General features: G+C 69.3%; 18 protein-coding genes. 8 read left to right on the top strand and 10 right to left on the bottom strand.

Translation table 11 applies throughout. From position 1 onward, the window contains the following. Positions 1 to 16 precede the first annotated feature (16 nt). Positions 17 to 1543 (top strand): sugar nucleotide-binding protein, encoded by a 1527-nt coding sequence (locus D5R93_RS09940; protein ID WP_119836593.1) that lies wholly within the window; start codon positions 17 to 19, stop codon positions 1541 to 1543. A 130-nt stretch (positions 1544 to 1673) separates the two neighbouring features. On the opposite strand, the gene rfbA is transcribed toward D5R93_RS09940, so the two are convergent. Beyond that, positions 1674 to 2549: a glucose-1-phosphate thymidylyltransferase RfbA gene (gene rfbA / locus D5R93_RS09935; RefSeq protein ID WP_120205004.1), complete on the bottom strand. Its 876-nt coding sequence runs from the start codon at positions 2547 to 2549 to the stop codon at positions 1674 to 1676. Between the two features lie 194 nt (positions 2550 to 2743). Between rfbA and manA the strand changes: the two genes are divergently transcribed. Then, complete coding sequence (manA, locus tag D5R93_RS09930) at positions 2744 to 3934, top strand: mannose-6-phosphate isomerase, class I (RefSeq protein ID WP_119836591.1); 1191 nt, start codon at positions 2744 to 2746, stop codon at positions 3932 to 3934. 10 nt (positions 3935 to 3944) lie between these two features. On the opposite strand, the gene D5R93_RS09925 is transcribed toward manA, so the two are convergent. Beyond that, positions 3945 to 4730 (bottom strand): TIGR03089 family protein, encoded by a 786-nt coding sequence (locus tag D5R93_RS09925; protein ID WP_120205001.1) that lies wholly within the window; start codon positions 4728 to 4730, stop codon positions 3945 to 3947. Positions 4731 to 5067: 337 nt separating this feature from the next. Here D5R93_RS09925 and D5R93_RS09920 point away from each other — a divergent pair, with 337 nt between their 5' ends. Genes D5R93_RS09920 through D5R93_RS09910 form a run of 3 tightly spaced genes read left to right on the top strand, consistent with a single transcriptional unit; the run spans position 5068 to position 11050 of the window. Beyond that, on the top strand, positions 5068 to 5388 hold the full coding sequence (locus D5R93_RS09920) for a WhiB family transcriptional regulator (protein ID WP_119836589.1): 321 nt from the start codon (positions 5068 to 5070) through the stop codon (positions 5386 to 5388). Continuing rightward, positions 5385 to 9326 carry a glycosyltransferase gene (locus tag D5R93_RS15045; RefSeq protein WP_120204998.1) on the top strand — a complete coding sequence of 1314 codons (3942 nt, stop codon included), beginning with the start codon at positions 5385 to 5387 and terminating at the stop codon, positions 9324 to 9326. The genes D5R93_RS09920 and D5R93_RS15045 overlap by 4 nt, the downstream gene beginning before the upstream one ends. Then, a complete protein-coding gene (locus D5R93_RS09910; protein WP_120204996.1) occupies positions 9323 to 11050 on the top strand; it encodes a DUF5719 family protein in 1728 nt (575 codons plus the stop codon). Before D5R93_RS15045 ends, D5R93_RS09910 begins: the two co-directional genes overlap by 4 nt. 141 nt (positions 11051 to 11191) lie before the next feature. Here D5R93_RS09910 and D5R93_RS09905 read toward each other — a convergent pair whose 3' ends face one another. Then, positions 11192 to 11650, bottom strand: coding sequence for a metallopeptidase family protein (locus D5R93_RS09905; RefSeq protein WP_119836586.1), 459 nt, complete (start codon positions 11648 to 11650; stop codon positions 11192 to 11194). Positions 11651 to 11709: 59 nt separating this feature from the next. On the opposite strand from D5R93_RS09905, the gene D5R93_RS09900 reads away from it, so the two are divergent. Further along, positions 11710 to 12150: a DUF3499 domain-containing protein gene (locus D5R93_RS09900; protein ID WP_120204994.1), complete on the top strand. Its 441-nt coding sequence runs from the start codon at positions 11710 to 11712 to the stop codon at positions 12148 to 12150. A 106-nt stretch (positions 12151 to 12256) separates the two neighbouring features. On the opposite strand, the gene D5R93_RS09895 is transcribed toward D5R93_RS09900, so the two are convergent. Continuing rightward, positions 12257 to 13084: an RDD family protein gene (locus D5R93_RS09895; protein ID WP_243107078.1), complete on the bottom strand. Its 828-nt coding sequence runs from the start codon at positions 13082 to 13084 to the stop codon at positions 12257 to 12259. Between the two features lie 143 nt (positions 13085 to 13227). Here D5R93_RS09895 and D5R93_RS09890 point away from each other — a divergent pair, with 143 nt between their 5' ends. Beyond that, positions 13228 to 14223, top strand: coding sequence for a stage II sporulation protein M (locus tag D5R93_RS09890; protein WP_120204992.1), 996 nt, complete (start codon positions 13228 to 13230; stop codon positions 14221 to 14223). A gap of 110 nt (positions 14224 to 14333) precedes the next feature. Here the strand turns inward: D5R93_RS09890 and D5R93_RS09885 are convergent, their stop codons facing one another. The 6 genes from D5R93_RS09885 to D5R93_RS09860 are packed head-to-tail and all read right to left on the bottom strand — an operon-like array spanning position 14334 to position 19784. Continuing rightward, complete coding sequence (locus tag D5R93_RS09885; protein ID WP_120204991.1) at positions 14334 to 15626, bottom strand: DUF58 domain-containing protein; 1293 nt, start codon at positions 15624 to 15626, stop codon at positions 14334 to 14336. Between the two features lie 18 nt (positions 15627 to 15644). Beyond that, the gene (locus D5R93_RS09880) at positions 15645 to 16658 is read right to left on the bottom strand and encodes an AAA family ATPase (protein WP_119836581.1); all 1014 of its coding nucleotides are present in this window, start codon (positions 16656 to 16658) and stop codon (positions 15645 to 15647) included. Further along, entirely contained in the window at positions 16655 to 17014 is a 360-nt protein-coding gene (locus D5R93_RS09875) for a hypothetical protein (RefSeq protein WP_120204988.1), read from the bottom strand. The genes D5R93_RS09880 and D5R93_RS09875 overlap by 4 nt, the downstream gene beginning before the upstream one ends. A 5-nt stretch (positions 17015 to 17019) precedes the next feature. Continuing rightward, on the bottom strand, positions 17020 to 17808 hold the full coding sequence (locus tag D5R93_RS09870; protein WP_120204986.1) for a DUF4350 domain-containing protein: 789 nt from the start codon (positions 17806 to 17808) through the stop codon (positions 17020 to 17022). After that, the gene (locus D5R93_RS09865) at positions 17805 to 18599 is read right to left on the bottom strand and encodes a DUF4129 domain-containing protein (protein WP_243106707.1); all 795 of its coding nucleotides are present in this window, start codon (positions 18597 to 18599) and stop codon (positions 17805 to 17807) included. The genes D5R93_RS09870 and D5R93_RS09865 overlap by 4 nt, the downstream gene beginning before the upstream one ends. A gap of 3 nt (positions 18600 to 18602) precedes the next feature. Beyond that, a complete protein-coding gene (locus D5R93_RS09860; RefSeq protein ID WP_119836579.1) occupies positions 18603 to 19784 on the bottom strand; it encodes a DUF7847 domain-containing protein in 1182 nt (393 codons plus the stop codon). A 339-nt stretch (positions 19785 to 20123) separates the two neighbouring features. Here D5R93_RS09860 and mtrA point away from each other — a divergent pair, with 339 nt between their 5' ends. Further along, positions 20124 to 20804 carry an MtrAB system response regulator MtrA gene (gene mtrA, locus D5R93_RS09855; RefSeq protein ID WP_119836578.1) on the top strand — a complete coding sequence of 227 codons (681 nt, stop codon included), beginning with the start codon at positions 20124 to 20126 and terminating at the stop codon, positions 20802 to 20804. Positions 20805 to 20840: the final 36 nt, after the last annotated feature.

The raw sequence follows: 20840 nt of genomic DNA, 5'->3' as shown, positions 1-20840 counted from the left end.
CCAGATAGGTGAGCCCATGACTTCTGAGACCTCCAGGCCCCTGCGGGTCGAGACCACACCGATTCCTGGTTTCCTGCGGATAGACCTGCCTGTGCACGGGGACAACAGAGGCTGGTTCAAGGAGAACTGGCAGCGTGAGAAGATGCTTGCCCTGGGGCTGCCGGACTTTGGCCCGGTGCAGAACAACATCTCCTTCAACCACGAAGTGGGGGTGACCCGGGGTATCCACGCGGAGCCGTGGGACAAGTACGTCTCGGTGGCCTCAGGACGCGTCTTCGGGGCCTGGGTGGACCTGCGTGAGGGGCCGACCTTTGGGACGCTCTACACCTGTGAGATCGATCCCTCCGTGGCGGTCTACGTGCCTCGCGGCGTCGGCAACGCCTACCAGACCCTGGAGCCTGCCACCGCCTACACCTACCTGGTCAACGACCACTGGCTGCCCGACGCCCGCTACACCTTCCTCAACCTTGCCGACAGCTCGGTGGCCGTTCCCTGGCCGATCCCCTTGGAGAAGGCGGTGCTGTCGGACAAGGACCGCTCGCACCCGCCGCTGGAGGAGGTGTCTCCCTTTCCGGCGCCGGGGGCGTCGCTGCCAGGAGCCGCTCCCCTCACCCGTGGTGCGCACAGCGACGGTGCCACGGCACCCGGGGACGAGCCGCACGTCTCCGGTCCTCACGGCGGGAGCAGGCAGGGTCGTCGGGTCCTGGTGACCGGTGCGCACGGCCAGCTCGGTCGTGAGCTCATGCGTCAGCTGCCTGAGGCCGGGTACGAGGCCACGGGCGTGGACCTTCCCGAGGTGGACATCTCTGACGCCTCTGCCCTGGAGGGCTTCCCGTGGGGTGACTACGACGTCGTCGTCAATGCTGCGGCGTGGACGAACGTGGACGGCGCCGAGACCTCTGAGGGGCGTAGGCAGTCCTGGAGGGCCAACGCCACCGGTCCGGCCAACCTGGCCAGGGCCGCCACCGCTCACGGGCTGGTACTGGTGCACGTCTCCAGCGAGTACGTCTTTGACGGGACGGCCCAGGTCCACGCAGAGGACGAGCCTGCCAGCCCCCTGGGCGTCTACGGGCAGTCCAAGGCCGGCGGTGACGCTGCCGTGGCTGCCACCACGCGCCACTACCTGGTGCGTACCTCCTGGGTGGTGGGTGAGGGTGGCAACTTCGTGCGCACGATGGCCCGGCTGGCCGCCCAGGGGGTGCAGCCTAAGGTCGTGGCCGACCAGGTAGGACGCCTGACCTTCACCACCGACCTGGCGGCGGGCATCATCCACCTCCTGGAGACGGGGGCACCCTACGGGACCTACAACCTCTCTGGCGAGGGGGCGGTGGTCTCCTGGGCTGACGTGGCCAGGAGGGTCTACGAGCTGACCGGGCACAGCGCCCAGGAGGTCACCCCGGTGACCACGGAGGAGTACTTCGCGGACCAGGACGTGGCACCTCGCCCCCTCGTGTCCGTACTGGACCTGACCAAGATCGAGTCAACAGGCTTTGTCCCCGCCGACTCGATGCAGCGCCTGGAGGACTACGTCCGGTCCCTGTAGGCCTGGGTAGGCCTGCTCTGGCTTTTCTGGCTTTGTGGTGTGCAGGTCTGAGTACCTGCCGCATGAGTGCCTGCCGTATATCTGCCGCAGGTGCGCTCCGGTGCTGGCGTAGCCGTCGCGGCCTCTGCGCCTAGCCGCGACGCTCACGCTCCAGCAGGTCCAGCAGGTACTGCCCGTAGCCGGACTTCACCAGCGGCTCAGCACGTTGGCGCAGCCCCTCGTCATCGATAAAGCCCATGCGCCAGGCGACCTCCTCAGGGGCGCCGACCTTCATTCCCTGGCGCGCCTCGACAGTGCGTACGAAGGCCGTGGCGTCTGCCAGGGAGTCAAAGGTCCCGGTGTCCAGCCACGCTGTGCCCCGTGGCAGGACCTCGACGCTGAGACGACCGGCCTCGAGGTAGGTGCGGTTGATGTCGGTGATCTCGTACTCTCCGCGTGCCGAGGGCCTGAGGCTGCGTGCGATCTCCACCACGTCGTTGTCGTAGAAGTACAGTCCGGGCACGGCGTAGTCCGACTTCGGGTGCGGTGGCTTCTCCTCGATGGACAGTGCTCTGAGGTCCTGGTCGAACTCCACGACGCCATAGGCGGAGGGGTCGGCTACCTGGTAGGCGTAGACGACCCCGCCCTCCGGGCTGGTGTGGCGACGCAGCTGGGTCCCCATGCCTGGGCCGTAGAAGATGTTGTCACCCAGGACCAGTGCGGCGCTGTCCTCGCCGATGAACTCTGCTCCCAGGACGAAGGCCTGTGCCAGCCCGTTGGGAACCTCCTGCACCGTGTAGGAGAGGCTGACGCCTAGTTGTGAGCCGTCACCCAGCAGGCGGTGGAAACCGGGGGCGTCGTGAGGTGTTGTGATGACAAGCACGTCCTGGATGCCCGCAAGCATGAGGGTGCTCAGCGGGTAGTAGATCATCGGCTTGTCGTAGACCGGAACCAGCTGCTTGGAGGTGCCCAGGGTGATCGGGTTGAGTCGTGTACCGGAGCCTCCGGCCAGGATGATGCCTCGCATGCACGTAGTCTGACCTACCGAGCACGAGTTGGCGGGGCGACGGGGCTGATTTGTCGTGGACGTTGCGGATCAGGTACGGGTGCGTGCGGCTGCGACCACGCAGCACACCGGGAGCTCCGGCTGGCCCCGGCCTGTGAGGCGTCGCAAGGACGTCGTGTAGCCAGCTGTGCGCTGCCGCCGGTACGGTGCCCCCTATGATGCGTCTCGAGGCTGCCCGGCAGCGTTATGGCTGGGGCTCTGCCACAGCCATTCCCAGGTTGCTCGGTGTGCCCTCTGACGGCTGTCCCTGGGCTGAGGCGTGGTACGGCGCCCACGCGGCGGGACCGACGCTGGTGGCAGGAGGACACCCCCTGGCAGAGGTCCTCGGGCGTGAGCCCGTCCGGCTGCTGGGTGATGACGTCATCCGCAGGTTCGGCGCCCAGCTGCCTTTCCTCGTCAAGCTCATCGCCCCGGCCCGGGTCCTGTCCCTCCAGGTCCACCCGAGCCAGGAGCAGGCGGCTGAGGGCTACGCCCTGGAGGAGGAGGCTGGCGTGGCAATGGACAGTCCGGATCGTAACTACAAGGACCCCAACCACAAGCCGGAGATGGTGCTGGCGCTGACGCAGTTTGAGGCGGTGGCAGGGTTTCGGGCGCCTCGGCGTGCCGCTGAGGTCCTTGCCGACCTGGACAGCCCCTTGGCGCGGCGCATGCGGCGCACGCTGAGGCTCAATCCCACCCGCTTCGGCATCCGCCAGGTCTTTACGGACCTGGTCTCGGCCGGTACTCGGCCCCAGGAAGAGGCGGTCGCTGCTCTTGTCGAGGAGATCTCCGAGCGGGTAGAGGCCGGAGCCTCCCCGTCCCCCAGGGTGGACTCTAACGTGCTGGAGATGTCCCGCAGCTTTCCGGGTGACCCGGGTATCGCTGCGGCGCTCCTGCTCAACCCTGTGACTCTTCAGCCCGGGGAGGCGCTGTTCGTCCCTGCGGGCAGCGTCCACGCCTATGTCAGCGGCCTGGGGGTGGAGGTCATGGCCTCCTCCGACAACGTGCTGCGGGCTGGTCTGACTGCCAAGCACGTGGACGTCGCCGGGGTCCTGGCCTGCGTGAGCTACGTGGCTGCACCGCCAGTACGCCCCGCTCCCGAGTACCTGTCGCGCGCGACCCGCGCCTACTACGCTCCCGTGGACGACTTCGAGCTCATGGTCACCTCTGTCGTGCCAGCAGACGGTCGCCTTCAGATACCTGGTCGGGGACCGCGGGTCGTGCTGGCGGTCCAGGGCTCCACGACACTGACAACGGCAGCGGGACAGCTGGGGCTCGCCCGTGGACAGGCTGTCTTCGTCGGTGCCGACGAGCGGACCCTCTCGGTGGAAGGAGAGGGGACCTTGGTCCAGGCGGACGTCCCCTGACCCTTGCGGCCTACCAGGTCGCCCCCTCCTGGCGTGCGGCTGCTTGCGCGACGTCCTCTCCCGCTCCTTCCATGAGCAGCACTGCCGTGCGACCTGCTCGCCAGGTGGTCAGGACGCCGCGCAGTGCCGGTGCCAGGCCGTTCTCGTGTACCAGCACGGCCTGCTGACCCTCAGCAGACCGTGCTGTCGCTTCTGGACCTGGCGCCTGAGCGCCGACTCTGTCCCCGGCAGGGCGGCTGCCCGGGTGGTAGAGGGCACCCAGGAGGTCGTCCTCAGACCAGTAGGTGTGTCTGCCCTGTCGGTCCAGCTCAGTCAGGGGCACGGATGAGGTGCTCGCCTCGGAGACCGGGGCGTAGTGGTCCGGGTAGGCCATGAGGTCGGCGGCGCCGTCGAGCACCAGTGGTGGCAGCTGTGCGGGCCACCGCAGCGCCAGTGACTGGGGCGGTGCCAGCACCTGGACCTCAGCGTCGGGGCACAGCTGCTCATCATCCAGGGCAACGCTGAGGCCTGGCGACAGGCCCGCTGCCCGGACTGTGTCCGCTGTGCCGACCAGGACGTGCTGACCCGCGAGCCACGCTCCACAGGCCCATATCACCCCTCGCCAGTGCACCCCGGTTCCTATGTGAATTCCATCTCCGGAAAACACCTCATTAGTAATCAGTCCCGCCACCTTGGCGTGCCACATAGACAGCACGCGCCCGGTGAGCTCGATTCGCTGGTCAAGGCCATAACAAACCAGCCACGGCCGGTCTGAGTCGTGGGCGGCGGGAAGGGTCTCAAGAAGTTGCGTATACATGTTGGAGAATTGAGTCAGACCTACTGAGGTGGTGGCGCGGTTGTGGGATATTATCACGGTATCGCGGCGCGGTGAGGCAGTGCCGCGGGCTGCGCCACTGCCCGCGATTCCGCCAGAAACTTGGTACGAAGGTACTGTCAGCGTAGCCCTGGTCTCTTCTCAGGTGTCTTGTAGGAAGTCGCCATATAGTACCCGCAGTGCGAGGCGGTTCGCGGATTGTCAACGAGCGGTGTCGATGGTCACGAGAGGGTGTAGTTTCCTTCTCGGGCTTGACTCGCCCGGTCCGGCGCGCATGTAATTCTTACTGGCAAGCAAGTAAGTTGAAGGGAGGCCGAATATGTGGAACATCCTCGGCGACGGGCCACTGACGCGCCCAGAGGAGCCTGACACCGAGGCGTTGCTGTTCCTTTTCGGCGGTGGTGATGATCTTGATGAGGGTCCCCTGGCGTGGCAGGAGCGTGCTCTGTGCGCCCAGACGGACCCTGAGGCCTTCTTCCCCGAGAAGGGCGGCTCCACCCGTGAGGCCAAGCGCGTCTGTGCGACCTGTGAGGTGCGTGAGGAGTGTCTTGAGTACGCTCTCGCCAACGACGAGCGCTTTGGTATCTGGGGCGGACTGTCTGAGCGTGAACGCCGCAAGCTCAAGCGTCGCGCGGTATGACGCCAGCGGGCCCTGACGACGGGACCGCGAGGGACAGGTCGCAGCCGGAGGCTGACGCGGGTGTCCTGGCCGTCGTCGTGACGGCCGGGAACACCCCGTTTCTGGCTGAGACGCTCAGCGGCCTGGCGTCCCAGGTGCGTCAGGCGGAGATCGTCCTTGTTGTTGACGTCGCCTCTCGGGCTAACGGGCTGGGGGACGGCACGCCGATTGAGGAGGTCGTGGAGGCCTGCGGGCTTGATGCCTCCAGCGCGGTGCGCATCGTACGTGCCGGGGAGGTGGCTACCTTCGGAGCCGCGATCGCCTCGGGGCTTGCCGCCTATACCGACCTCGTGGCCTCAGGGGGGCGTCGCCGTGGTCGATCCGGTGGGAGCCGGGACGTGCCTGAGGGGGCGCACTCCGGAGGGGTGGCTCCTGACCCGGTCGTCGGGGCGCTGTCCCCGGTGACCCGGCAGGAGCGACGTCTGATCGTCCCTGATCCCGAGGAGCAGCAGTCACGAAGGCTGTGGCTGTGGCTGCTTCATGACGACTCCGCACCGCAGCCAGGCTGCCTGCGCGCGCTGCTGGCGGCGGCGGCCAACGCGCGGTCCGTGGGTGTCGTCGGCCCCAAGCAGGTCTCCTGGGACCATCCCGACCAGCTTCTGGAGGTCGGGCTGGGCACGACGGCCTCGGCGCGCAGGGACAACGCCATTGTCCCCGGTGAGGTGGACCAGGGCCAGTACGACGACCGCAGCGACGTACTCGCGGTGGGGACAGCCGGTGCCCTGGTAGCGCGTACCGTGTGGGACGAGGTCGGTGGCATCGCACCGTGGCTGGGACCTTTCGGGGACGGTCTGGAGCTGTCGCGTGCTGCCCGACTGTGCGGCTACCGGGTTGTCGTCGAGCCCCAGGCCGTCCTGCGTCATCGTCGTGCCTCCTACCTTGGCCTGCGGCCCGCTCGGCAGGCCGTTCGCCGGGAGAGTGACGCTCCGGTCACCGACCTGCCGGATCCTGCCCCTGAGCGCTCCTTTCGGGAGCGTCGGGTCGCCCAGCTGACCAACTGGGGTGCTTTCTCCTCTCGTCCCGTGGTCCTGCTGCTAGGGTGGTTCCTGCTTCTGGGGCTGGCTCGCGGGTTGTGGCGGCTGGTCTCCAAGGTTCCTGCGCTCGCCCGCGACGAGGTGGCTGCCGCCTGTGAGGTCCTCAGGCATGCCGGTCGTATCAGGACAGGTCGTCGTCGTCTGTCTCGGTACGCACAGGTGCCGCGCTCCGCCCTGGGAAGGCTCTACGTTCCGGCATCCCGGATTCGTGCGGCGCGTAGGGACCAGGTGCGCCAGGAGCGGGAGCGCTCGGCGCGCTCCAGAGCGCCCAGCGAGCTGGAGGTGCGTGAGCTGGCCGCCCTGGCCCGCACCAGGAGGAGGGTGCTGGTCGCCCTGGTGCTACCTGTCCTCGTTGTGACGGCTGCCGGGCTGTCGGGCGTGGTGCTGACCCGCTCTGTCAGCGGTGGTGCCTCCGCCTTCCTCTCCACCAGCTGGCGTGAGATGTGGGAGACTGCCTGGGCCGCCTGGATCCCCTCTGGCGACGGCTACCCCGGTGGGCCCTCGCCTCTTCTGGCGGTGATGGCGCTGCCGATGGCGTTGGGTGGCCTGGTCGGGGTTGACGGTGACGTAGGGGTCCATGCTCTTCTTCTGGCTGCTGTGCCTCTGGCCGCCCTGGGGGCTTGGTTCGCTGCCGGGACGGTGACGCGTCGGGTGGGGCTGCGCTGGGCGGCCGGGCTCGTGTGGGCGCTCACTCCGAACCTCCTCACGGCAGTGGGGCAGGGGCGCCTGACGGCTGTCCTGGTCCACCTGGCCCTGCCCTGGATGCTTCTTGCCGTGGCCCGTGCGCTGGGGGCGGACCGTCGCGATGTGGTTGTCTCCGGTCTTGTGGGTGCGCACCTGCTCACAGACAGGGAGCGTCAGGAGCTGGACCTCTTCTCCCAGGAACGCGTCGAGGACCTGGCGCATCTTGACCAGGACGCGCCCGGTGAGGATCTCCAGCCCGTGGTAGACCCCGTGGCTGGCTCCGGGATGCCAGAGGACGTTCAGGACGGTCGACACCAGGACGGCCAGGAGCAGGAGAGCGCTCAGGGCAGTGAGGCAGGCCGAGAGGATAGCCAGGAGGGCGACCGGGGCAGCCAGGACAGCCCCGGCTCCCAGGACGAGGATGGTACAGGCGTGCAGGACCACCCTCCTGCCCAGGACCTGAACCCCAGCGGCCCGGACACGGAAGGGGCGGTAGGCGGCGTGGCCGGTACGTCGTCTCACCGGGTGCCGATGCCCGTGCGGTACGGCCCCGGCTCGGCGGCTGCTGCGGCCACGGCTGGCCTCCTCGCCTCGGTGGTGGTGGCTGCGTCCGCGGCGACGGCTCCGCTCCTGCTTCTTGTGATCGGTGTGCTGGCCCTGAGGTCCTCACGGGGCTACCGACTGCTTCTCACGCTGGTGCCGCTGGTGCTGACAGCCGCCCCGGCCTGGTGGCGCGCCTGGCAGGTGGGCTCGACCACGACCTGGTCGCAGGGGCTGCGCCTGCTGCTAACTGACACCGGCGTGCCGACCGCAGTCGGCTCCCCCAGCGGGGTGGACCTGCTCCTGGGCTCGCCCACGGACCTGGACCTTGTCCTGGCTGACGGCGCCCTGGCCCTGGTTGGCAAGATCCTTCTGGCTGTCGTTCCGGCCGCGGCGCTAGCGAGCCTGCTGGTGTCCGGGCGGCAGGGAGCCAGGGCACGGACCGGTGTCCTCCTGGCGCTTGGCGGCCTGGCGCTGGCGGCCCTGTCCTCCCGCACTGTCACCGCTGTCGGGACCAGCCCAGGTGAGGACACCAGCGTGCTTGTCACCGGGTGGGCCGGGGCCGGGCTGTCCGTGGCCCTGGCTGGCTTTGTCCTGGCAGGCCTGGTTGCTGGCGACGCCTGCCTCGCCCTCCTGGATGCGGACGCGGTCCTGAGGGCAGGGGCGCGTGGCTGGCGGCCGTGGGTAGTGGCGGTCCTGTGCCTCGTCGTGGCAGCCGGTCCTCTGACAGCGGGTGCGGCCTGGGCCTGGCGGGCTCGTGCGGGGTCCGAGCAGGCCGTGGCCCTGCGCAGCGCTGGGCAGCAGGTTCCGCTGATTGCTGCCCAGCTCCAGTCCTCTGGTACCCAGGGCCGGGTCCTGCACCTGGCAGCCTCTCCCGCGGGCCTGCAGGTCACCATCTGGCGGCATGCTGGTACCCAGGTGACCGACGTCCTGCCAGAGGTGCTCAGCGCCCAGCTGCGTACCCGGGTGCCGGACGTCTGGGACCATGGGCTGGTCGCGGCTGAGGGAGCTCTTCCCGATGACGTCCCCATGGTGCTGGGCGACGACGCGGACCTCGCCCTGGCCGACCTGGTCGCCCGGGCCGTCTCCGGGCAGGACGAGGAGGCTGCTGCCGAGCTGGCGGCGCACGGGATCGCTGTCGTCGTCCTGGCCGAGACTCCAGGAGACGAGCTGACTGCTGAGACACGTTCCGGCCTGGCATCGACCCCGGGACTGGACCAGCTGGCGCAGACTGCTTCCGGTACCGCCTGGCGTGTGGCACCGCAGCAGGGCCAGGAGGCCTCACGGCTGACGGTCGTGGATGCCGACGGTCGCAGCGTGCCGCTGTCCTCTGACGGTGGCGAGGTTGCCGCGAGTGCGCGCCTGCCCCGGGGCCAGGACGGACGCACCCTGGTCCTGGCTGAGCGCGCTAGCAGCTCTTGGAGCGCCTCCTTGGACGGGACGCCGCTGGAGCCCACGACCCTGCCCGGCGAGGGCGGAGAGTGGAGGCAGGCCTTTGTGCTACCCGCCGACGAGGGGATCCTGGAGATCACCTATAGGGGCGGGCTCGTCCCGACCCTGCTGACCTATGGGATCTGGGGTGCATGGGTGGTGACGGCTGTGGCCGCCCTACCCCTGCGACGCGGAAGGGAGACGGTGTGAGCGAGCTGGAGAGCACGGCCTCGTCCTCTCAGGGGGCAGGAGACCCCGGGGACGGTCCTGGAAGTCGGCAGGCGGAGGGCCGTCAGCACCGAGAGCCTGCTCAGACTGATGCAGGGACCGACGCAGAGGCTGACGCAGACGCTGTTCAGACGCAGGAGGCAGCCCGTCCGCAGCCTCCTGCCCAGACGTCGGGAGCCTCTGGAGCGTCGACACCGCGTCCTGCGCGGCGGTCGTGGCGTGGTGTCGCGCGACGTGGGGCGGCGCTGGTGTGCGCGCTGGTCCTGGCCTGTGCCGTTGGCGGCGTGACGTGGTGGGGACAGGTCCACCCTCTGGCAGCCACGCCCCGGCTGGCCCCCGTGACCGTGACCCAGGGCGGGGCCCAGAGCGTGTACGTGTGCCCCAGCTCACCCACGAACACGCTGCAGGCCGTGGAGGTGGCGTCGATGACGACGTCCACGACTGTGGTGCCGGTTGGAGAGAGCGCTTCGCTCTCCTACGCTGACGAGCCCCTCCGGGAGGACTCGGCCACGACCATGGACAGCGCGGAAGGCGGCGTTGTTGTGGTCGAGCCTGGGCAGGAAGGGCAGGTCGCGTCTGCTGCGGCCTTTGTCACGACCCTGGCCTCCGGCGGAGACCTTCGGGGCCTGACTGCCGCCCCCTGTGTCCAGCCTTCCGCGACATCCTGGATTGTGGGAGGCTCTACGGCGCCGGGAGCCTCTGCACAGCTGCGGCTGGAGAATCCCGGAGTCACCAACGTGACAGCAAACGTCGCAGTCTACGGGTCCACAGGACAGCTCGATCTTCCCAGTAACGGCCAGGTCACGGTCCCGGCTGGTTCCGACACGTCCCTGCTCCTGGAAGCCGCCAGTGCCAACGACCCTCGCCTGGCGGTGTCGGTCGAAGCGGAGGGAGGCAGCCTTGCCGTGGCGCTGGTCACTGAGGAGCTTGACGGGGAGACGGCGGCGGGAACCGACGTCCTTACGGGTGGTGCCGCCCCAGCCACGGACCTCGTGGTCCCCGGGGTCCAGGTTGCCAGCCCCGAGGAGCAGGGTGAGGTGGCACAGGACTCCACGGGGGCGGTCTCCTCCGACTCGCCTGTCGTAAGAGTGGTCAATCCAGGCAACGAGCCCGCGTCGGTCAACGTGGCCATGCTCGGCGAGGAGGGGTCCGTACCGCTTCCGGGAGCCGAGGGCGTCGTCATTGACCCGGGCAGCGTCTTCGACGTCTCCCTGGAGGGAGTCTCGCCGGGTACTTACGGCCTGCAGGTGACCTCGGACCTGCCCGTCGCGGCGGCGGTACAGCTGGTGCGAAGCGGCGGGGAGTACCCGGAGCGCTCGGGTGCCCTCGTGCATGACAAGGCATGGATTCAGGCCAGCCGCCAGGACGCGCTGGCTGCCAGCGTCCTGGCGGTTCCCCGGGGCGAGGGCCTGAACTCCGTGGTCACCCTGGCCAACGGGGGCCGGGAGACCTCTGTCGCTCTTGCCAGCGCTGACGGGTCGTGGCAGGAGGAGGTAGCGGTTCCCGCCGGAGGGGCGATCAGGGTCGATGTCCCCGATGAGGTTGCGGCTGTGACTCTGACTACCTCGGGGGAGAGGGGCGCGGTGGCTGCTGCGACCGTGGTAGCTGCTCGTGTGTCCGGGGACGCCGCAGGAGTCCTGCTCTCCGTCGTCCCGGCCGAGCCTGACGCAGCGGCAGCGGCTGCGCACAGGATCCTCCTCAGCTAAGGGCTGTGCGCACGTGAGCCGCGTTCTCCGGCGTAACCCCGTGGGTTTCCTCGAGCAAGGGCTGTGCGAGGACTGAGTGACGATTGGGGTGCGGACGGGAGGGCTGGTGAGGGCTGCTGGTGGGGGTCGGCGGCCCCTGTCTCAGCCGGGGTCGATCTCCTCGGGACGGCGCCCCAGCATGAGAGCCACCTGCTCGACGACCACCTGGCGTACCAGCTCGGCCAGCGCCGTGGGTCCCGCCTGGCTCGCGACCACACGCGAGGCCACTGGGCGCCGGTAGATGATGACGCGTGCAGGCAGGCCCGCTCGTGGCTCCGCCGTGAACCCTCTCCCGAGGACTACCGACCGTTCCCAGGGGGCGGGGTCGGAGGGCGGGACCTCCTCCACCGCGAACTGGATATCCTTGACCTGGGGCCACCGGGTGGCCAGGTCCCGCGCAGCGGCGATGACCAGCTCGTCAAACCGCTCAGCGCGCGTCCGCCACGCTGGCAGGCTCGGTGGGAGCAGCGGCCCGCGCTGTCCCCGTCCGTGCCGGTCGCGTCTGCGCCGCCTGCCGGGGTAGTGCGACGAGGTGGCGACGGGGGAGAACGGGGAGGTCACGTCGCCAGCGTATGCGGGATTCCTCCCCGTCAGGGGCAGCGGCACGGTAGCCTGCGTGCGTGAGAAGAGTCCGACACTGCCGCAGGCCCGGCTGCGAGCGTCCCGCCGTGGCCACCTTGACCTCCGTGTATGCGGACTCCACGATCGTCCTGGGGCCGTTGGCAACTGAGGCGCAGCCCGAGGCCTACGACCTGTGCGAGAAGCACGTGTCCTCCTTTACCGCACCCCGAGGCTGGCAGGTGATTCGGCTGGCGACCGACTTCACGCCCGCCCCACCGAGCGAGGACGACCTGCTGGCGCTGGCGGACGCGGTGCGGGAGGCCTCGCGTGCTCCCCGCCCGGCTCCTCCGCCCGCTGAGCGTCGTCCTCGTCCGGGCGGGGTGATACCCGGGCCTGTGACGGCTCCGCTGCCTCCGCTGCCGGAGGTGGCTGAGGGAGAGATCCTGCGTCGCGGCCACCTGAGGGTCCTGCGTGGCGAGAAGGAGGAGGCTGAGGACTAGGAGGAGGCTGAGGAGCCCAGGAGGGGCGAGGAGAGGGGGCTTCGGAGCAGTTGCTGCCTGTTGGGCTCGCGGGAGTCTTCTGCCCGGGCGTCACCCTGCCCGGGCGTCACCGGGCGTCGCCGCTGCCGACCTCAAAAGGTAGCCGTGCCATGCTGTGACGTACTGTCTCCTCCAGGTGACGTCTTTCCAGCTCCAGGGCCAGCTCCCGGTCGCGCCGCTGCACCAGTACCGCAGCCAGGAAGCGCTCCGGGTGGGTGCCTGGCGGCGGGGGAGGAGAGACGTACTCGCTGACCTGGGTGGCCAGGTGCGTGCCTAGCTGCTGCCGGTAGGGCTCCCGCAGCCCGGCAGAGCGCTGAAGAAAGGTGCGGGCTACCAGCGTCACGTTGCCAGGAAGCCTTCCCAGGTCGGCACCAGCTGCCCACGCCGCCAGCTCGGGAGGCATGAGCAGCGGTGCCCTGTGAAGGCTGTCGTAGTGGTCGCGCACCACGTAGGTGCCCGCGAGCAGGTCTCCCAGGCGCTTGCCTCGCCTGGTCACCACGCAGCTGACCAGTGCCAGGAGCGCCCCGGTGCCCCAGATTTCGACGGCACCGACTAGCGCCCTGACGAGGCTGTGCCGCAGCCTGACAGCGCCGCCGTCGTCGCGTACCACTCGAGCCCCTGTGACCAGGCGGCCCGCGCTGCGGCCACGAGAGAGGATCTCGACCGCTATCGGAACCACGACGATCCAGGTGAAGGCGGTCAGGGACAGGCTGACGCTGAGGAGGGCGCCGGAGGGAGAGGGCAGTATGCGGGCAGCGGAGAGACGGCCGATGGTGGTAAGAGTCAGTAACGCTCCCACGGCGTAGATGCCGTAGTCGACAGCACCTGACAGCAGTCGTGAGACGGCGGTCGCGGGCAGTGCCTCCAGGGCGACGGCCTCGGCGGTGACGACCATGTCGCTTGCGATGTCACCTGCGATGTCGCCTGTGATGTCGCCTGCGGTCCCGGGGCGCCCGGACTGGTCAGGATATGAGGACAGTGCTGCCGTGGTGGTCGCGTTTGTCGTTGTTGGCGTGGCTGTCATGGCAGACTCCCGTTGTGGATCTTGACGCCTTTGCTGCGGCACACCGTGACCAGTGGGACCGCCTTGACCGGCTCGTCTCCAGCAGACGACTGACAGGGGCGCAGGCTGACGAGCTTGTCATGCTCTACCGAATGTGCGCCCGTCACCTGTCCCAGGTGCGCTCGGCAGCCCCGGACCCACAGCTGGTCGCCGAGCTGTCCGTGCGTGTAACGGCAGCACGTGAGCGCCTGGCTGGAACGCGTGAGGTGACTTTGAGCACGGCCAGGAGCTTTGTGCTCCAGGCTGTTCCCGCTGCCCTGTACCGCGTTCGCTGGTGGACGCTGGGTGTCACGGTGGCAGAGGTGGCGCTGGTCCTTGTCGTAGGGGTCTGGACGCTGCGTAGCCCGGAGGCGATGAGCCTGCTGGGGACCCCGAGCCAGCGTCACGCCTACGCCCACGAGGCTTTTGAGGCCTACTACACCGCGTACGCCCCGGTGGAGTTCGCCGCCCAGGTGTGGACATCCAACGCCCGTCTCGCGGCTGTCTGCGTGGCCGGAGGCGTCACCGGCGTGCTTCCGGCCCTCGTGCTGTGGGTCAACGCCGTAGCCCTGGGACAGGCAGGCGCGGTCATGGCCGACCACGGCCTGCTGGGGCAGTTCCTCGCCCTGGTCCTCCCGCACGGCCTGCTGGAGCTGACCTGCGTGCTGACTGCGGGCGGAGCCGGGCTGCGTCTGTTCTGGACGCTGCTGGTTCCGGGCAGGCGGTCGCGGGCCAACGCCCTGGCAGTCGAGGGCCGCGTGCTGGTGACAGCTGCTGTGGGGCTGACCATGGCACTGGTGGTGGCGGGCCTGATCGAGGCGTTCGTGACCCCTGCTCCCATCCCGTGGGTGCTCAAGATCGCCGTAGGTCTCGGGGCGGTGGCGCTCCTGTGGGTCTATACGGTTGTCCTGGGACGCCGTGCCGTCAAGGCTGATATCACAGGTGACCTGGGACCTCAGGAGGCGGGCTACTCCGCCCCGGAGGCCGGGTAGCTCGTGGGGGCCTGAACGGTCCGGGAGACTGGAGGCTCCGCGGGAGGGGGGCTGACCGCAGGAGGGCGGTGACTCCGGTGACTCCGGTAGCTGTGGTGGGTTCTGACTGCTCACAGGCGTCCTGCGATCTTTAGGTCCAGGTAGGTGTCGGCCAGGTCGGGAGCCAGCCTGCTCCCGCTGGCCTCGACCACGACGACACCGGCTCTGTGCAGGTACCGTCGCACCGCGTCGTGCTCGATGAGGTCCATCTCCGCGGCGGAGGCGGTGTACACCGCCTCGGTGTCGTCACGCCGGGCCCGTAGCTCCTCCAGGGAGGGGTCTGTGGCGGAGGCGAGGACGACCGTGTGCTGGTGTGCCAGGGCGGACAGTGCCTGCAGCATCCCTGCATCAGCACCGGCACCGTCCAGCGCTGCCAGCACCACGACCAGGGCACGCTGGCTGAGCGAGGAGCGGGCCACCGAGGCCATGAGAGGCCAGTTCGGCTCCACCAGCCGTGCCTCCACGGGGGCCAGGCCGTTAGCCAGGGTGCTCATCAGTGCCGGTCCTGACTCGCCTCGGACCTGAAGACGGACAGCACTGTCCAGTGCGGCCACCTCGACCCTGTCCCCGGCGTGGGAGGCGAGAGCGGCCAGGAGCAGGGCAGCCTCGATCTGGAGGTCAAGCCGGGGCTCGTCCCCGAGGCGCACGGCGGACGTCCGACCGGTGCTCAGCAGGACGAGGACTCTCCGGTCTCGCTCGGGGCGCCACGTGCGTACCACCACCTCGCTGCGCCTGGCGGAGGAGCGCCAGTCGATAGAGCGCGCGTCGTCCCCGACCACGTAGCCTCGTAGAGAGTCGAACTCAGTGCCCTCCCCCCTGGTGATGACCGCGCTGCGTCCATCCATCTCACGCAGGCGCGCCTGGCGGGAGGCCAGGTGTCGCCGGGAGCTGAAGGCGGGAAGGACACGCAGTGTCGCTTCTGCCTGCAAGGAGGTCTGTCGGCCGGCCAGCCCCAGCGGTCCTGTCGAGCGTACGGTGAGCGGGCCTGCCTGACGGTAGCCCCGGCGCCAGGGGGTGAGCGTGGTGACGTGCTGCCGGTGCTGCCCGGCCGGGACGGTCAGGTCCCCGTACTCCTTGCTGGCTCCGGCGCTGGGTGGCCAGGCGTCTCGTAGGGACAGTGTGACAGCGCGCGGGCCGCTGTTGGTGACGGTCACGGTGGAGGTTGTTGACGCTCCTAGGCGGATCGCCCGCGCTGTGCGCCGCTGCGCGCTCAGGTGCCGTGTCGACGGTGTCGCTGCCACGTCGGCGGCCACCAGAAGCGTCACCACGCCGGTCCAGGCAGCCAGCAGTGCCGGGCGGGGCAGGAGCACCACGACCACGATACTGGGGACCATTGCCCACAGCGTGCGCATCGTCAGGAACATCTGGCTCCTCAGGGCTCCTCAGCGGGGGACAGGTACTGATCGCAGGACGGAGTCGACCACGGCCCGGGTGGTAGTCCCTTCCATCTCCGCCTCGGCGCGCAGCAGGATGCGGTGTCGCAGGGCCGGGACAGCCAGGGCCTTGACGTCGTCGGGGGTGACGAAGGAGCGTCCGGCTAGCCACGCCCAGGCGCGTGAGGCTGCCAGGAGGGCTGTGGCACCGCGCGGGGACACGCCCAGGGCCACCGAGGGCATGGCGCGAGTGGCCCTGACCAGGTCCACGATGTAGCCCAGTACCTCCGGTGTCACCCCCACGGTGTGCACCTGCTCCTGTGCTGCAACCAGGTCCTGTCCGCTTGCGACCGCCTGGACCCCGGCCTCTGGCAGGTTGCGCGGGTCGAAGCCGGCGGCGTGGCGCGACAGGACCTCAATCTCCTGGGAGCGGTCGGGCCTGGGCAGGACGAGGTTGAGCAGGAAGCGGTCCAGCTGGGCCTCGGGCAGCGGGTAGGTGCCCTCGTACTCCACAGGGTTCTGGGTGGCGACGACCATGAACGGCTCCGGCAGGGCGCGGGACTCGCCGTCGACGGAGACCTGTCGCTCCTCCATGGCCTCCAGCAGCGCTGCCTGGGTCTTGGGTGGCGTCCGGTTGACCTCGTCAGCCAGCAGGAGGTTGGTGAAGACCGGGCCCTCGCGGAAGGAGAACCGTGCGGAACGGGAGTCGTAGACCAGGGAGCCGGTCACGTCTCCGGGCATGAGGTCCGGAGTGAACTGGACCCTCTTGGTACCCAGTGTCAGGGTGGTGGCCAGGGTGCGTACCAGGAGCGTCTTGGCTACTCCCGGCACGCCCTCCAGCAGGACGTGGCCGCCGACGAGCATGGCGATGACCAGTCCGGTCACTGCCGCGTCCTGCCCCACGACGGCCTTTGCTACCTGGGTGCGTACCGCCACCAGGCGCTCGCGCGGGTCTGCGGTGGTGTCCTCCACCGGTGCTGCGGGGGAGGAGCCCGTCACGGCGGGCGGGTCGACAATACTCATCTGGAACGAACCTCGCTCTCAAGGTGGTCAAGCCGTATGGCCAGGGAGGCCAGAGCCTTGTCGTCAGGGGGCACAGGGCCGTAGAGCAGCATGTCCGCCTGTCGGCGGTCAACACCAGCCAGCCCCTCCAGTGCGTCGAGCAGGTGCTCCCGCCCTGCCTCCGGAGGCACTTGGAGAGTACGCCCCAGACGTCTCGCCGTGCCCGCCCGCAGGGCCGCGGCGGAGCGCTGCCGGTCTGCCGCGCGCCGGTAGAGGCGCCCCCGGGCCAGGGTGGTCTCGGTGGAGGAGACCACGACTGGCAGGTCCTCGGTGACGATGGCACCCAGGCGCCGTCCTCGCACCAGCGCCAGCACCACCGTGATCAGGACGAGGTCCAGCGTGAGGAGAGGCAGCCAGGGAGGCAGGGCGGGTGAGTCCCAGGCCCCGGGGAGGTGGCGGTCTGGTCGTCGATCCAGGTGACGTGCTCGTGACGGCCTGCGGCACGCACCGCCAGGGCGGCGTGCCCGGCCTCGGCCAGGTGGGCGTTGGTTGCCAGGGACCCGTCGGCGACCAGACGCAGCGTCCCCCCGCTGGGCAACGGCTCGGTCGCGTAGGCGAACCGGTCCTGGGCCACAGGGAAGCAGCCGGTGGCCTGCGGTGCCTTGGACAGGTCGATGGAGGTGGCGGACCTGGCCAGGGACCCGGCGACGGCCGCGTCCTCCTCCCCGCACCCCGGGGCCAGGATGGACGCCGTGGATGCGGAGGTATCGGCGCGGGCGCTGGTCAGCCCCTCAAGGCCGTCCTCCAGGTCGCCGATGACGACGACGTCTCCTCCCGCCTGTGCCAGGGACTCCCGCTGGGCGGTGGTCAGCCTTCCCGGGCTGACCACAACAGCGGTGGCCCCGTCGTGGACCTCATCCAGGGCCTGGGCGAGCGTGCCCGCCCTGGCGACCTCGATCCCCTCGGCGCGGAGGAGCTCCGCCAGCGCCATGGCTCCCTCTGCCTCGGGGTTGTCCGGTGCGCGGGTGACCTCGGACTGGGAAGGGCGCAGCCAGATGACGGCCAGCGTGACGACCAGGAGCAGGCTGGCTGCCAGGACGAGGGGGCGCCACTGCCGGAGCCGGGCACCGACGTCCTCCACATGGCTCTCCCGGGAGGTGACGGTGGTCATGACTCCTCCCTCACCAGGGAGGCTGTGCGCGTCCGCGTGCTGCCGACCAGGTCTGCCACGTCGGCCGCCAGCTGCCGCATCCAGGTGTCCTGGCTGGGGGTGGGAGTGATGTCGCCGTAGAAGACGCCGTCGAAGAGGCTGGCCGCCCTGTGCAGGCGGCTGGCGTCCGTGCCGCCTGCCGGGTGCCTGTCCAGCCTGCCCAGGGAGGTGCTGGCTGCGCGAGCAGCCTCGGCTGCAGTCATTCCCGGGTACTCCTCAAGCATGCCGACCTCGCTCAGGCAGCGGACCACGGCACGGAACCGCTCGACGACGGCGGTAGCATAGTCGGCCTGTGTGGCGGCCTGGTCAGCAGCCTGGGCCAGGGCGGCTGAGTCCCGGTCGTCGTTGAGGACAGCGTCCTCCAGCCCGTGGACCCGGCGTACCACGGCGACGCGGCGTAGGAGAAGTAGCAGGGAGCAGGCGGCAGCCGTGGCGCACAGTACGACGACAGCCACTGACACCCACGGTGGTGCCCCGGGCACCACCGCTGTCACGTCCAGGCGGGTGCTCACCCATGTCCACAGCCTCTCAGCAAGACCTGGGTGGTTGTCGTAGACCCGGCGGGACAGCTCCTCCTGGGCGGCCCGTCGCGCCTCCTCAGCATCCGGCGTCGCCGGCGCACCGCTCATGACGGCCTGGCCCGCGGCGAGGGCCACCGACGGGGACCAGCGGGCCGGGCGGAGCGGGGACGGCAGGAGGAGCGGGGAAGCCGGGACGGTGCTGGGAGTCTCGGTCAGGTGGGGTGGTGGCACGGCTCAGGCCCCTGTAGCCCGGCGCAGCTCGACGTCTAGCCCCTCGGCCCGCATGCGCAGGTCGGTGTAGGTCACGGCGACCACTGCTGCGGAGAAGGGGATGATGACTGCGTTGATCAGGGCGTTGACCAGTCCCATCACCGCGGTGAGCACGGTCAGCGCCTGCGGGGCCAGCCCGATGACCAGGCTTGACACCAGGCCGAGCAGTACCGAGACCACACTGGTGACCACCGTCATGATGAGCAGGGTGAGCACCAGGATGCCCGCGACGCGCCAGAAGTTGCTGCGGACCAGCCTCCAGGAGCGGCGCAGGCTCTCCACCACGCCGGCGTTCTCCAGGACGAGGGCGGCCGGGGCCAGGGACAGCATGACGGCCAGCGCCGGGACGAGGAGAAGGAGGAACAGGGCGACCAGGGCGGTGGCGGCTGCGGCCAGCAGGGTCACCGGGAGGCTGGTACCGCCTGCGGCTGAGACCACCACGTAGGTCAGGCCTCCCACGAGCGCGACGGCCAGGAGGCCGCAGGCGCCGATGACGGCGGTGATCAAGAGGCTCTGCCCGATCAGCGCCCAGATCCTTCCCCTGGTGCGCCGCCACAGCTCCGCAGGGGTGATCACATGCCCCAGGACCATACGTGACACCGGCACGATGAGCAGCCCGTTGAGGACTATGGTTGCTAGGTAGCTCAGCAGGTTCACCGGCACACTCCTCAAGGTGGTGCCGTACATGTACCCGGACAGGTAGCCGGTGGCACTTGCCGCGCTCTCCTCCTCCAGGGCGAGCAGGTCGAGCTCCTGTACCGCCAGGACGCCGATGACGGCGGTGAGGACTCCGATGACGCTCATGACGAGCAGGGAGGGCAGGAGCATAGCCCGGGGACTAGTGCGCAAGGAGGTGAAGGCGCCTTCCAGCACCTCCCCGACACTGAGGGGGCGCATCGGGATGATACCGGGGCGGTGGCTGCCCGGATAGGGAGGTGGGCTGTCCGAGACGGGGGGCAGGCCCCCCACCCTGTCCTGGGCTCCTGGTCCTGGCTGCGTCCCGGCAGGTGGGGGAGACAGGGTGTTGTGCGGAGGCCGGACGGTGCCGTGATGCCCCGCGGCCACGAGGCTGTCGGTGACCTGGCCCGTAGGCTCGCTCGGTGTTGGCGGCTCCCAGGCTGTGGTGTCGGCGGTATCGGCGCTCATAGAGGCATCGTGCCACGCGTGGTGGCTGGTGCCCTCCGTCTGTCGGAGGATATCCGCCGCAGCAGGGTCTCAGCAGGGTCTCGACAGCGACGCACTGGGGTCAGTGTCCTCGTGTCGGCACACTGGTTGGAGCTCGTGGTGCAGCGTTTATGTCCGTGGCGTGGGCGTGCGTCTGGGGGAACTCATCTGTTGACTGCGGAGCGCAGCCTCTTTCCAGGCGATGGTGTGACGACCTTGAGGTAGCTGTGGAAAGGTGTCAATGCCTTAGTTGAAACTGTGAACGCCACTCCAAGGGTGCCGGTGTCGGGCAACCCTACGACCTCATGCCAAGATATGCCCATGAGCACGCGCATTCTAGTAGTTGACGATGATGCCTCCCTTGCCGAGATGATCGGCATCATGCTGGAGTCGGAGAACTACACGCCCACTCTCTGCCACGACGGGGCCAAGGCTATGGACGCTTTTCGGGAGTCCAGCCCCGACCTGGTGCTTCTTGACCTCATGCTTCCAGGGCTTGACGGTGTCGAGATCTGCCGACTGATCCGGGCCGAGTCCGACGTCCCTATCATCATGCTGACCGCGCGCACAGATACTCAGGACGTTGTTGCCGGGCTTGAGGCCGGGGCCGACGACTACGTCACCAAGCCCTTCAAGTCCAAGGAGCTGCTGGCTCGCGTCTCGACACGACTGCGTCGTACCAACCCTGGCGCTGCCGAGCACGTGCGTGCCGGGGATCTCGATATTGACGTTGCTGGCCACCAGGTCAACCGGGGCAGCACCACTATCGCCCTAACACCCCTGGAGTTCGAGCTGCTGGTGACGCTGGCCCGCTCGCCGTGGAAGGTCTTCACCCGCGAGGAGCTCCTCAGCCAGGTGTGGGGTTACCAGCACCCGGCCGACACCCGGCTGGTCAATGTCCACGTCCAGCGTCTGCGGGCCAAGATTGAGAAGGACCCCGAGCGCCCCTCTATCGTGGTGACCGTTCGGGGGGTGGGCTACCGGGTCGGCGAGACCGCGTGAGCCCTGGCGCAGCCCGCGCCTGGACGCACCTTATGT

The sequence above is a fragment of the Actinomyces lilanjuaniae genome (assembly GCF_003606385.1).
Lineage (GTDB): Bacteria > Actinomycetota > Actinomycetes > Actinomycetales > Actinomycetaceae > Actinomyces > Actinomyces lilanjuaniae.
This window is presented reverse-complemented; position numbering and strand designations above follow the sequence as displayed.